We start from the raw sequence: 12,728 nt of genomic DNA on the forward strand, positions 1-12,728 counted from the left end.
CAGGTGGAGTTACTTATTATACGACATGGACAATCGGAGGCAGATTTACTGGGAGTGCATGAAGGAAGAGCAGACTTCACCTTGACTAAATTAGGGGAGCTGCAAGCAAATACAATGGGGGCATACGTAGCAGAACATCTACCACCTGATATTATCTTAGCAAGTCCTTTATTAAGAGCAATGGGCACTGCCGAAATACTACAAAAATTCGTCGGCTGCAACTTGCTCATTGAAACTGATTTAATGGAATTTAATAATGGTGTGCTAGCGGGACTTTCTAAGGAGGTAGCTCGGGTGAAGTATCCACTACCTCTAGCAGGAAGACCATTACATATTCCTATTGAACAGGGTGAATCAGAATTAGAGTTTCGCTTTCGTGCAGAAAGAATTTTTCACAAAATCATGCAAGATTATCAGGGATATAATCGGGTGGCAATTGTCTCTCATGGTGGGTTTATCTCTCAATTCATCAAAGCATTTTTAAAGCAGCCTAATGAAAGTGAATTTGGGTTTGCGACAAGTGATACCGGACTCCATCTATTAGAAATAAAAGAGAAGGCAAGGATTATTAGGTTTCTAAATAAACAGGAACATTTAAAAGGTGAGATAGATTGATATTGCATACAAATGTTATGGGTAATGGGAAACCTATCGTTTTTGTACATACAGGTTTGCAAACTGGATTATTAGATTTTGAGTTTCAAAGAGAGTATTTTAGCCATAATTACCAAGTGATTTCTCCAGACTTGAGAGGTCATGGTGGATCTAAAACAGAAAATATACAAAATTTCTTTGAGGATTCTGCAAAGGATTTATTGGAAACGCTGGATTATTTAAAAGTTTCTGCTGTTCATCTCGTAGGGTGTTCGTTGGGTGCACTTGTAGCGATTAAATTTGCACACATGTTTCCAGAAAGGGTTATTACGTTAGCTATTTCAGGAGTTACACCAGTAAAGCCGGACAACTGGTTGGAAATTCATAAGGAAGATGTTAGTGGGCAAAATAATTTATTACAAAACAAAGAATTCGCTAATTACTTTGATCACCTACATGAATCTGATTGGCGACAGTTCATTCATTTTGGAAAAAACGAAAACTGGTATCCATTTGAAGATGTAAAGGCAGTAACAAAATTTGAATTCCCAGTACTATTCATCGTAGGGGAGAAAAAGCGGAATGAAACTATCGGTGCATCCATTTATCCTGAGATAAATTCAAATGTACGTATTGCAATTGTACCGTTTGCAGGGCATTTGGTTCATGATGAACAGCCTGAAATTTACACAAAGATATTAGAAGTATTTATAAAGACTGTGTAAGTTTCTTAGAAACCAAAAGAGTAGTTGGAAGTTTGAGGATGAATCCATATATTAAAAAACGGCTACCTTCTTTGATGGAAAGAAGGTAGCAGTTTTTAAGTTGTTGGCTAATTCTATGAGTAGAAATTATCGTTATAGTTAAGCAAATATTATTTGTTCATTTAGAAGCGTCTCGTTTTTAAACTAAAGATCCGCCAGTTTTTAAGTATTTTTCAATACCTTCAGCAGCACGATATGCTAATGCGCCAACAGTGTTCGTTGGGTTGTATCCTGAGTTTTGTGCAAAGGCACTTGCACCTGGTACGAATACGTTTTCACAATCCCACATTTGTAAGTAACTGTTTAAAGCACTTGTTTCTGGGTCAGCACCCATAATTACTCCACCAGTATTATGAGTAGACTGATAGTTACGAATATCGTAATCGCCGATTTCATCACCAGTCATTTTAACTTCTTTTGCACCCATTTGCTTCATGATCTCAGCACATTTTTCGCCCATAAATTTCATTAGTTGACGGTCTTGGTCTTTCCAATTGAACGTCATTCTAAGTAATGGGTCACCGAATGCATCTTTATACGTTGGATCTTGATCGATGTAATTATCTTGCCAAGGAAGGGAAGCTCCTTGTGCTTTAATGATAAGAGCTCGGTTTGCGTTTTGGACAGAAGCGTCTTTAAACTCTTTGCCCCAACTTGGAACGTTTGGTGGTACGTGATTATTCGCAATAGGGCGATCCCCTAGTTGTGTAATATGAATTGTAGCACCATGTAAGAAATCTAAGTCAGTGTGATCAAAGAAGTCTCCATTGAAGTCATCAATTTGAGCTCCTAGAGCACCTGCTCCAGCATACATATTAAAATCTTTATCGAAGAAACCTACAGCAGTCCCCAGATATGTTTGATATGCATAGTTTCTACCAATAACTCCTGTACCAGTAACTGGATCATATGGGCGGCCAAGTTGAGAATTTAATAGAAGTTTAATATTATTCATTTGATAGGCTGAAACTACAACTACATCTGCCTCTTGAATAAACTCTTCACCAGTACGTGTGTCTACATAAAGTACACCTGTAGCTTTTCCGTTCGTGTGTAGAACTTTACGTACTACACAATGAGGCCGAACTTCGAAGTTCCCTGTTTCCTTAGCTACAGGTAATACTGTAACTACTGGTGATGCTTTCGCTCCATATTCACAACCAAAACGTTCACAGAAACCACAATATTGGCAAGCACTACGAGCAATACCATCTGGATTTGTATATGGTTGTGTTAAATTGTTAGATGGCATATGGTATGGATGATATCCAAGATCTTTAGTTGCACTTTTGAATAATGCTGTAACAGGTGTTTCCAACATTGGTGGGTTAGGATATTTAACTTGTGGAGAACCAGGCAATGGATTCGGTTCGCCGCCAATACCAGTCATAGCATCGAATTTATCAAAGTAAGGTTCTAACTCTTTGTAAGTTATACCCCAGTCTTGAAGCATCATCCCTTTAGGGATTTTACCTTTTCCGTAACGTTTAACAGTTTCTGAATAGATCTCGAAATCGTATGGTAAGAAGCGGAAAGTTTGTCCATTCCAATGCTCTCCTGAACCACCTGTTCCCTCTCCAATTAAGAAGCTACCCCATTCACGATAAGGTAATGCTCGTTGTGTCGTATTATGACGGAATGTAAGTGTTTCTTTTGAAAGATCCTGCATCATTTCTTTACGATCTGCGTATCGTAATTCGTCGTGAGCCATAAAATAATCTTCAGTAGAACGTTCTTTACCACGTTCAATACCTACCACTTTATATCCTTTTTTTGTCAGTTCAGCTGCAATAATACCGCCTACCCAACCTACCCCTACTAAAACTATATCTGTTTTTGGTAATTTAGTTGCCAAAGTTTTTCACCCTTTCTATTGGTAGATATTAATGTTGATGCTGCGAGTTTAAGCTCATAGGAGCGATTTTCACGAATTCATCTTTTTCTAATACGTTCATATAATTCGTTTGATGTCCAGGGAAATTTTTCATTTTCCAACCTGCCATATCTTTATTACCGCCATACATTGGATCAGCATATACTCCTTCAATCGTTACTTTTCTAAGCAAAGTAAAGAAAAAGGATGAACTAACAGCTCCGCTTAATTTAACTTTATCAGCTTCGAAATCTTTTAAGATCTCGATTTGTTGTTCTTCTGTTAAATCAGCAAATTTAGGTTTCTCATCGAATTTCTTCGCAGCCTCTGTATTTAAAGCTGTAATTCCAAGGTTAAAAACTTGCTGACGATTTAAATGGGTTTGGTACCCTTGTTGTGGAACTGCTTCTGCAGGGAAGAAAGGACCAGTCATATATTCTCTTGAGTTAAGGCCGAAGCTTCCTGCAAGTTGATGATCGATATAATATGCAACAAGTAATTCTTTCGCACCGGGTCCTACTTCTGTTTTAGGGAAAATTTGTTCTGTTGCCGCATCTATCGTATCGAATTGTGCTTTGTCAAAATACATTAGTGCTTGGTTGTAATTCACCGCAGCAGATGTTGAGTGAACGCTAGTTTCGTGAGTTTTAGATGTTGAGTCTTTACCTAGTAAAGAACCGAGTGCTCCACCTAATACAACTCCACCAACTGTTAATCCGGAATTTTTGATAAATGTACGTCTAGATGAACGTTTATCTAAGTATGGAGCCTTTTTTTCCTGTTCTGACATAATATAACCTCCAACGTAAATTAGTAGAAAAGTAGCTTAAATTGTTTATTCAAGTAAACAATGAAATAAAAAAATAATCTAATTAATGAAAAAATGCATGCCAGTTATAAACTAATGAGAATAGGATAGTATAAACCAATAAAAATGAGATAAAGTATATATATTTTTTTCCAGTCCAGCAAAGAACAATAATAGCTAGTCCAATACTTGAACCTATTAACGCGAACCAAGGGAACTCATTATTATAGTAAAAGAGACCAAGTGCTAAATCTGCTACTATAAATAAAGCAAAAATTACTTGATTCAACAGTTTTAATTCTTCTAAGTTATATTGCGTCACTTTTATTCTCCTTTAACATAGTTCACAAAACTATGAAAATGTAATTTTTATACATAACAAAACAACCGTTTACCAGTCTACTCCTTTTATTTCTTCAATACTACATATTTATTTCGGATTATAAAATATAGTTTTATTCTGAAAAAACATTAAATTCGCAAAAATATTGCAAATTTATAGTAAAAACGCCTTTGTTATTGGTATAAAGTAACTAGTGTTTTGAAGGTGAAAAAAGCTAAAGAACTAGTTGCATAAACAAAGCTCAAGAAAGTTAGCGAAGTGAAAAAAGTAGATTTTGTATTAAGGAGACATTTCAAGCTCACACAATTCATTTTGAGTACCTAGGTATTTACAAATTTAAACGTAGGAGTATAATGTGTAATTGATACAAAACAACCAATATTTTTTGTCAGATAAACAACTATTGCAAAAACCACGTGAAAATTATATAGAAAAAGTATAGGAGAGATTATAATGCCAAATATCGGAATACCGGGTTTAATCATTATATTAATCATTGCTTTAATCGTTTTCGGTCCGAAAAAGTTACCTCAATTGGGTAGAGCAGTTGGAGAGACGTTAAAAGAATTCAAAAACTCAACTAAAGATATAGTAGACGATGTTGCAGAAGAATTTAGAATAGAAGAAAAAGAAACAGAAACTAAAAAAAATATCTAATGCAAAAAGCCACCTATTTAGGTGGCTTTTTGCATGCGTTAATATGCGTTGCTAGATTAGAGCATGTTGTTTAGGAATAGCTACCCAATGCTCCGGGGATACCTCTATTAACTCGGATTGACTCAATTGGTATTTATCTATTTCTAAGTTGTCTTCCATTAGAGACCGTTTTTTCTTGGCCTCTACTTTAGGATCGGGAATTGGAATTGCGGCTAGTAATGATTTTGTATAAGGGTGCTGAGGTTTAGAATAGAGCTCCTCGCTTTCTGCAAGTTCTACAATTTTCCCAGCGTACATAACTGCCACTCTATCACTAATATGCTTGACCATTGATAAGTCATGCGCAATAAACAAATAGGTAAGCCCTAGACGATGTTGGAGATCCTCTAGCAAGTCGACAATCTGAGATTGTATAGAGACATCTAAAGCGGATAAGGGTTCATCGCAAACGATAAAGTCAGGCTCAACAGCAAGTGCCCGAGCGATTCCGATTCTTTGGCGTTGCCCACCAGAAAACTCATGTGGGTACCGCATGGCGTGTTCAGGTTTTAGTCCCACCATTAGGAGTAATTCTTCCACGCGCTGTTTTCTTTCCTCGTTGTTTTTACTTAAACGGTGTATATCTAATGCTTGCCCGATTATATCCAATACTTTAAAGCGTGGATTTAATGAAGAGTAGGGATCTTGAAAGATCATTTGCATATGTCGACGCATTGTTTTCATTTCATCTTTACTAAGTCTATTTATCGCTAAACCTTGATATAATACATCTCCGTCTGTTGGTTCATGAAGTCGAAGTATTGCTCTACCAGTTGTAGACTTACCTGAACCAGATTCTCCGACTAACCCTAATGTTTCTCCAGGTTTTATGAAAAAGCTAATATCGTCAACTGCTTTTAGTACATTGCCTTTTCCAACATCGAAATTCATTTTAAGGGAACGTACATCTAGTAGAGGTTTTCCGTCTTCTGTCCCAATGGAATGGAGAGAAGGACGTTTAGCTTTTTTTTTCTGATCTAATCTTGGAAGAGCGTTAAGTAGTTTTTTTGTATAGTCATGTTGAGGATTTTCAAAGATTTCTTCCGTTGTCCCAGTTTCGACAATTTCTCCATCCTTCATGACTGCTACTCGGTCACACATTCCGGCCACTACACCTAAATCATGGGTGATTAAAATAATAGATGTTCCAAAACGTGCTTGCATGTCTTTCATGAGGTTTAATATTTGCGCTTGAATGGTAACATCAAGTGCAGTTGTAGGTTCATCTGCAATCAGAAGAGTAGGACGACAAGCCAATGCTATTGCAATCATGACTCTTTGACGCATTCCACCAGAAAACTCATGCGGATACTGATTGAAGCGTTCTTCGCTATTTTTAATTCCTACTAACTTGAGTAGGTCAAGCGCTTGTTTTTTTGCTTCCTTTTTGGATAACTTTTGGTGTTTGATCAAACTTTCAGTTATTTGTTTGCCAATTCGAATAGTAGGATTAAGGGAGCTCATAGGGTCTTGGAAGATCATACTAATATCTTGCCCTCGGATACTTTCCATCTCTTTTTCTGACTTATTTATAAGATTTTCTCCGAGAAATTCAATCTCGCCGTTTTTTAACAATGAAGGAGGGGAAGGGAGTAATCTCATAATTGAACGAGCGGTAACACTCTTGCCGCTACCTGATTCTCCAACAATCCCAATAGTTTCTCCTTTTTTCACTTCAAAACTGACACCTCGCACAGCTTCAAATTCTTTGTCGCTGGTCAGAAACGAGATATGTAAATCTTTAACCTTTAGAACCGTCTCCAACGTAAAACACCTACCTATTCCTATATATAATATTAAACAAATATCATTGACTAAATAAAATTTCCTATCTATACTTTACAATACCACTAGGAATTATACAATATCAGAAAGGAGGTAAATAGTCGATGGAATTACACAAAGAACCATCGCTCAATTTTGGTTTTTCTGATCATCTTTCATATGTTTTTGAGAAAATGATGAAACGACTGTCCTACAAATATTTGTTGTTAGTATTAGGATTACCCTTACATCTTATTATTTTTTTCTTTTACCAATCTAAAAGAAAAAGTGATACATATTTTACTATTCATAAAATAATAAATGAGTCATTACAAACAGTAGGGCTTAAAGAAAAGTTATTAAGTGATTTCAAGGAACAATACGTTCGAAAACATGCTTTCTTTCAGGAAAAAGTGGATGAACAGCAAATGAATCGGGAAGTAGATAGGCTAACAGAGGAACGCTACTCGAAAATACTCGCAGAAAAAATAAATGACGAGTATGAACGTCAGGGTTTAACAAAGCTAAATTATATCTCCTATTTTCAACGTTTATTAAAAAATCCGCTCTTTTTAATTGTTTCTTTTATACCTGGAGTACTGATGTATATATTGCTGTTGTTGTTTAGTAATTTCTTTATCAAATTTATCTTCGAACGCCTTATTATGAGTGTTTTTGTCATTGCAGGTGTCTCAGTGCTAGTATTTACTATTTTATATTTGTCGCCTTTTGATCCTGCTGCAAATCTTTTAGGTGAATCTGCAACGAAAGAGCAAATTGCTTCTTTTAATCATACGTATGGTCTGGATCTGCCTTACTTGATGCAATTATGGAATGCCGTTAAAGGGATTTTCACATTTGACTTAGGTGCTTCCTTTACTGGAAATGAAGACGTAGCAGCTAGTATTGCTAGTAAGTTCCCGATTACTTTAACAATTGCGATTTTCTCACTAGTAATGGCTATTATTATTGCCATTCCAGTTGGAATCATATCAGCTACTAGACAAAATACATTTCTAGATTATTCCTTTATGTTTATCGCATTAATTGGATTATCTATTCCGAATTTTTGGCAGGGCTTAATATTTATATTAAATTTCTCTATTAAACTGCAGTGGTTACCTGCCACTTATAACCCTCAGAATATGTTGTCGATTATTATGCCAGTAATAGTTTTAGGCACAGGGCTTACAGCTTCTGTTGCAAGAATGACTCGCTCCTCTATGCTAGAAATAATAAATGAGGATTATATTATTACGGCAAAGGCTAAGGGGCTAAACGAACGTCAAGTTCTATGGAAGCATGCTATTGGTAACGCAATGATTCCCATTATTACAGTAATTGGATTGTTGTTTGGAGATATGCTCGGGGGAGCAGCTGTTACAGAGAAAGTATTCAATATTAGCGGTATAGGTAGTTATATAGTAGATAAACAGTTTATCCCCGACATTCCTGCCATCATGGGTGGGGTCATATATATTGCTATAACAATTTCATTAGTAAACGTGCTCATCGATATTTTGTATGCGTTTTTTGACCCTCGCATTCGATCTAAGATGAAGCAACTGTAATATAGAAGTAGGTGTAGAGGGTGAACTCGTTTAAAAAACATGCTTTGAAATTGTCTCGAGAGTATACGCAAGCAAACTTTGCATTGGTTCTTTCTATTGTAGTCAGCCTAGTTTTCCTTATAAATAGTTTTAACTATAAAGAAGGAACGATAAAGTCTCTTGTTTTTACGATATTTTTAGTTTATGCATTATTCACTTTGTATCAATTTTTCCTAACATGGAAAATTAAAAAAGATCTTTTGAAATTTGGTGCCATACAGCCAATTACAAGAAAGCTAGGATATATTCAACTCTTAAGTATATTGAGTGCAAATGTTTTTACGGCATCATTTGCTTTTAACTTGATAAAAAACAAAAAAACACCAGATTACACATTTGCTGTATACATGTTATTTACACAGCTTTTCGTAATTGCAATCTCTGCTTTAAATATGTTTAAGCCGTATGTGACAGATACTTTTTTACCCGCAATGGGAATTCTGGTGGGAATACTGGTTTTTCAAGTAGTAACTTTAGTTCTTGTATCAAAATATGTACAGGATGAATCTGCACCATCTTGGTTTTTGGTCATTGCTATTGTATTGATTGCTTCATCTGTAACTGGTAATTTGTTTAACCTGTTACTTGGTATAAGTTTAATAGTAAAGATACGGAGCCACGATCGTTCAAGAATTATAAAGTGGAACACGATTTGGGGTAAAATCACTCGCAATTCCACTGCGATATTAGGAATGTTCTTCATCATACTTATGCTTTCTCTATCAGTTTGTAGCAAGTATACATTCGATTATGATATGGCGGTGGAAAATGATTATGGAAGCTTGCTTCAACAACCTAGCCTAGAGCATCCCTTTGGAACAGACGATTTTGGAAGGGATCTATTTTCTAGAATTATCTTTGGAGCAAGAATATCTCTACTAGTAGGGTTTGCTTCTACAATTATTCCTCTAATAATAGGGGGGGTTCTTGGAGCAATAGCAGGATATTATACAAAACGTGCGGATAATATTATTATGCGATTGCTTGATATCCTGTATGCAATTCCTGGAATTTTGCTTGCGATTGCTATTATAGCTGCGTTCGGAGCTAACACGATGAACCTGATATTAGCACTTAGTGTTGGTGCAATTCCAAGCTATGCGCGAACGATGAGAGCAAACGTACTCATGGTATCGAACTATGAGTATGTCGATTCTGCACGAGCTTTAGGTGCTTCTGACTTCTCGATTATTTTTAAACAGATTGTACCTAACTCACTCGCTCCGATGATTGTAAAAGCCACTTTAACAATTGGAGGAGCTGTAATTGCAACGAGTAGTTTAAGTTTTCTTGGACTAGGGGTTGAACCACATATTCCGGAGTGGGGAAATATTTTAAAAATAGGTAGTACTTATCTTGAATCGCATTCCTATCTAGCGATTATACCGGGGCTAGCAATTATAGGTCTTGTATTATCTTTCAATTTCTTAGGAGATGGGTTAAGAGATGCTTTTGATCCAAGAATGGATTAAACAATTATTTAGGAGGAAATGAATATGAAAAAAAGTTTATTGGCAATCCTGATCACTCTGGTAGTGATATTAGCAGGATGTGTAAATACGAAGTCCGACGTTGCGGATAAAGGAAATGATAACAAAGATGTAAAAACAGATGATAGTGCAGTAGCTATTGAACTGTTAGGTATGAGTACTGGGGAAGCGGACATGAATATCGTACGTGACCAACTGATTAAAAATGGTTTTGATGTGAAGTTGAATATCCAACCAGATTACGGTAGCTTTACAGCACAAAAAGATGCAGGAAACTATGACTTAGCACTATCTAGCTGGACAACAGTTACTGGAAATCCTGATTATGCGGTACGTTCACTATTCAAATCAGATGGTGATAACAGTATTATGTCTGATGAAGAAGTAGATAAGTTAATAGAGCAAGCAAGTACAGAAACGGAAGAAGAATTTACGAAGACTTATAAGCAATTAGAACAACGTCTTGTGCTTGATAAAGCATATATTGCCCCTTTATATAATTCGTTCAAAGCACAAGGTGTAAACAAAGAAATTGTAAATGCAGATACAGTAAGACTTGCGAAATCACGTGCAATTGCATGGGAATCTATCGACTTTGTAGATACTTCGAAAAGAGCGACACAACCATTAATAATGCAACAACCAATCGGAGCACTAACATCTTTAGACCCGATTAAAGGAAATGACGGTTCTATAAATACGTTAAATACAAATATGTATGTAAGACTTGTAAATTTAACAGATGACGATAAAGTAGTCTCAGAAGGTTCTTTATCACTTAACCATGTCATTGCGGAAGGAAACCAATCTTATTATTTCCTTCTTCGTGATGATATCAACTTTGCTGCAGTTACAGATGAAAAAGCAGTGGATACTGGGGAACGTGTTGGAGCAGACGATGTAGTATTCTCATTAAACCGAGCTAAAGATGAAAAATCTGTACCAGATCACCGCACATACAGCTTACATGAAAGTATGGAAGAAATAGAAGTAGTAACGGATCTGGCAGAGCTTGATGTAAACCAGTCTGGTAGCGAAGTTACTGTAAAAGAAGCACTTGAAGAGGACCTAGATGCCAAAATATCAGAATTAGTAGAAGACAAAAATGCTGCTGATAATGCAGCTGGTAAATATCAGGTAGTGAAAATTACAACAGTAAATCCATTCCCACAAGTACTAAATTATTTAGCTCACCAATCTGCAGGTATCGTGTCTAAGAAACAAGTAGAAAGCATTAACACATACGATGTAGAATCATTCGATGTTAACAAAGATATCCCTTATGGGGACCAAAACACCGTTACAGAAGGTGCCAAATATAACAATACGTTATATGCAAGCGGACCTTATATTTTGTCACACAAAAATGATTATGAAGCTATATTCTTGAAAAACCCTGCATATATGACAGGAACGGAAAATGAAGCTAAAATCTCTAATGTAACTGTACGTTTTATACAAGATCCAGATAGCACACTTTCAGCATTACGTAATGGAGAAATTCACATATTCAACGGAGTGCCAGAAACAAAATATGACTTAGTAGAAGGGGATAGCAAGTTAACACTTCAAAAAAGTGACAGTAACGCTGTGTCTTATCTATTGTTCAATACCAAAAACCGTGCAGTATCAGATAGCGAAGATCTAAGAAAAGCTATTCTGTATTCGATTAACCAAGATGAAATTTTAAATTATTATCAAGGAAATAAAAACAAAGCAGTTTCTACTGTAAGTCCACTTGTGGATACTGGAAATGAAGTAGTTGCAGATCCAGCGAAAGTGAAAGAATTCTTAGAGGCTTATAATTCAAGTAAATAATAACTATAAGCGCCAGTTTCTATACAAATTTTGATTTGTATTAGGAGCTGGTTTTTTTATATATAGTATTAGGCGTTATCCTTTAACTAAGTAGAGACATACTTTTGTGAAGACTCGTTAAATCTTTTTCAGCTCTTGCAAAATTAATTTTATCTTTAGTGAAGGAAAATAATAAAATTGCATTCTTAAAGCCCTCTTCAGCTTCTTTTAAATATCCATTTTTTTTTGAAAGTATACCTATCATGTGATAAACCTCACCTAGTGTATACATTAGATGATGTGTTTCTAAGTAAAAAAGAACATCTAATGCTATTTTTAATGCGTCCTCATATTCATTTAATTGATACATTGAATATGCGTAGTTATAACCGACTCTAGGATTAAGCGTCAGATCCTCTACAGTTTTTTGCCTTTTAATTTTTGGGTAAATTACTTTGTATATTTTATGTGCAGAATCTATGTCCTTCATGGAGAGATATATTAAAGCTGTAGAATTCATTATGGAAAAATCAAGTTCAGAACCACAATTTTTAAGGGTTACAAGATTATTTAGAATTTCCAAAGCTTCTAGATTTTTATTTTCTTTCTTATGAAGTAGTATAGCTCTATGCCATTGGATATACTTTCCAAACTCTCTTTTAAAATAAGGGGAGTGTAGTTCCACTAAAACTTCTTCGCACTTTTCTATTGCTAGTTCTAATGCTAAATAGTCTTCTATATATGTCAACTCCCTACAAAGTTTCTTTAAATTTTCAACTTCTTCGTTTAAGGGAAACAGAGCTTTAAATGGAATCTCTAGTTTCAAACATATATCATTTAATATTTCTAGTCTCGGGAGTTGTTTTCCACGTTCTAGCCTGTATATAGTAGATTCATCACATAAATTCTCTGCTAATTTACTAATAGAAAGACCTTTTTCCTTTCTAAAAAATGACACTTTTCTACCTAAATCCTCCAATTTATTCACC

At 35.5% G+C, this 12,728-nt stretch carries 11 protein-coding genes; 6 read left to right on the top strand and 5 right to left on the bottom strand.

The features are described from left to right. The first annotated feature begins 3 nt into the window (after window positions 1–3). Window positions 4–615 (top strand): histidine phosphatase family protein, encoded by a 612-nt coding sequence (locus tag MKX53_RS01475; RefSeq protein WP_340908546.1) that lies wholly within the window; start codon window positions 4–6, stop codon window positions 613–615. Beyond that, the gene (locus MKX53_RS01480) at window positions 612–1,319 is read left to right on the top strand and encodes an alpha/beta fold hydrolase (RefSeq protein WP_340908548.1); all 708 of its coding nucleotides are present in this window, start codon (window positions 612–614) and stop codon (window positions 1,317–1,319) included. Before MKX53_RS01475 ends, MKX53_RS01480 begins: the two co-directional genes overlap by 4 nt. Window positions 1,320–1,497: 178 nt before the next feature. Here the strand turns inward: MKX53_RS01480 and MKX53_RS01485 are convergent, their stop codons facing one another. The 3 genes from MKX53_RS01485 to MKX53_RS01495 form a co-directional block, all read right to left on the bottom strand. Continuing rightward, window positions 1,498–3,213: a GMC family oxidoreductase gene (locus MKX53_RS01485; RefSeq protein WP_093536292.1), complete on the bottom strand. Its 1,716-nt coding sequence runs from the start codon at window positions 3,211–3,213 to the stop codon at window positions 1,498–1,500. A 28-nt stretch (window positions 3,214–3,241) separates the two neighbouring features. After that, window positions 3,242–4,021, bottom strand: coding sequence for a gluconate 2-dehydrogenase subunit 3 family protein (locus MKX53_RS01490; RefSeq protein WP_340908549.1), 780 nt, complete (start codon window positions 4,019–4,021; stop codon window positions 3,242–3,244). An 82-nt stretch (window positions 4,022–4,103) separates the two neighbouring features. After that, complete coding sequence (locus MKX53_RS01495) at window positions 4,104–4,361, bottom strand: hypothetical protein (protein WP_340908550.1); 258 nt, start codon at window positions 4,359–4,361, stop codon at window positions 4,104–4,106. A 471-nt stretch (window positions 4,362–4,832) separates the two neighbouring features. Here MKX53_RS01495 and tatA point away from each other — a divergent pair, with 471 nt between their 5' ends. Then, window positions 4,833–5,039, top strand: coding sequence for a twin-arginine translocase TatA/TatE family subunit (tatA, locus tag MKX53_RS01500; protein WP_340913205.1), 207 nt, complete (start codon window positions 4,833–4,835; stop codon window positions 5,037–5,039). Between the two features lie 51 nt (window positions 5,040–5,090). On the opposite strand, the gene MKX53_RS01505 is transcribed toward tatA, so the two are convergent. Beyond that, entirely contained in the window at window positions 5,091–6,842 is a 1,752-nt protein-coding gene (locus MKX53_RS01505; protein ID WP_340908552.1) for an ABC transporter ATP-binding protein, read from the bottom strand. Between the two features lie 125 nt (window positions 6,843–6,967). Here MKX53_RS01505 and MKX53_RS01510 point away from each other — a divergent pair, with 125 nt between their 5' ends. The 3 genes from MKX53_RS01510 to MKX53_RS01520 are packed head-to-tail and all read left to right on the top strand — an operon-like array spanning window position 6,968 to window position 11,760. Continuing rightward, window positions 6,968–8,413, top strand: a complete 1,446-nt coding sequence (locus MKX53_RS01510) for an ABC transporter permease (protein ID WP_340908554.1) — start codon at window positions 6,968–6,970, stop codon at window positions 8,411–8,413. Between the two features lie 20 nt (window positions 8,414–8,433). After that, entirely contained in the window at window positions 8,434–9,924 is a 1,491-nt protein-coding gene (locus MKX53_RS01515; RefSeq protein WP_340908556.1) for an ABC transporter permease, read from the top strand. Window positions 9,925–9,948: 24 nt separating this feature from the next. After that, window positions 9,949–11,760: an ABC transporter substrate-binding protein gene (locus MKX53_RS01520; RefSeq protein ID WP_340908559.1), complete on the top strand. Its 1,812-nt coding sequence runs from the start codon at window positions 9,949–9,951 to the stop codon at window positions 11,758–11,760. Window positions 11,761–11,842: 82 nt separating this feature from the next. Here the strand turns inward: MKX53_RS01520 and MKX53_RS01525 are convergent, their stop codons facing one another. Then, window positions 11,843–12,718 (bottom strand): helix-turn-helix domain-containing protein, encoded by an 876-nt coding sequence (locus MKX53_RS01525; RefSeq protein ID WP_340908561.1) that lies wholly within the window; start codon window positions 12,716–12,718, stop codon window positions 11,843–11,845. Between the last annotated feature and the right edge of the window lie 10 nt (window positions 12,719–12,728).

The sequence above is a fragment of the Psychrobacillus sp. FSL K6-4615 genome (assembly GCF_038008225.1).
Lineage (GTDB): Bacteria > Bacillota > Bacilli > Bacillales_A > Planococcaceae > Psychrobacillus > Psychrobacillus psychrotolerans.

Bases quoted from the DNA above. Each gene is read 5' to 3' on its own strand.
- MKX53_RS01490 (WP_340908549.1), bottom strand. From the start codon at position 4,021: ATGTCAGAACAGGAAAAAAAGGCTCCATACTTAGATAAACGTTCATCT.
- MKX53_RS01510 (WP_340908554.1), top strand. From the start codon at position 6,968: ATGGAATTACACAAAGAACCATCGCTCAATTTTGGTTTTTCTGATCAT.
- MKX53_RS01520 (WP_340908559.1), top strand. From the start codon at position 9,949: ATGAAAAAAAGTTTATTGGCAATCCTGATCACTCTGGTAGTGATATTA.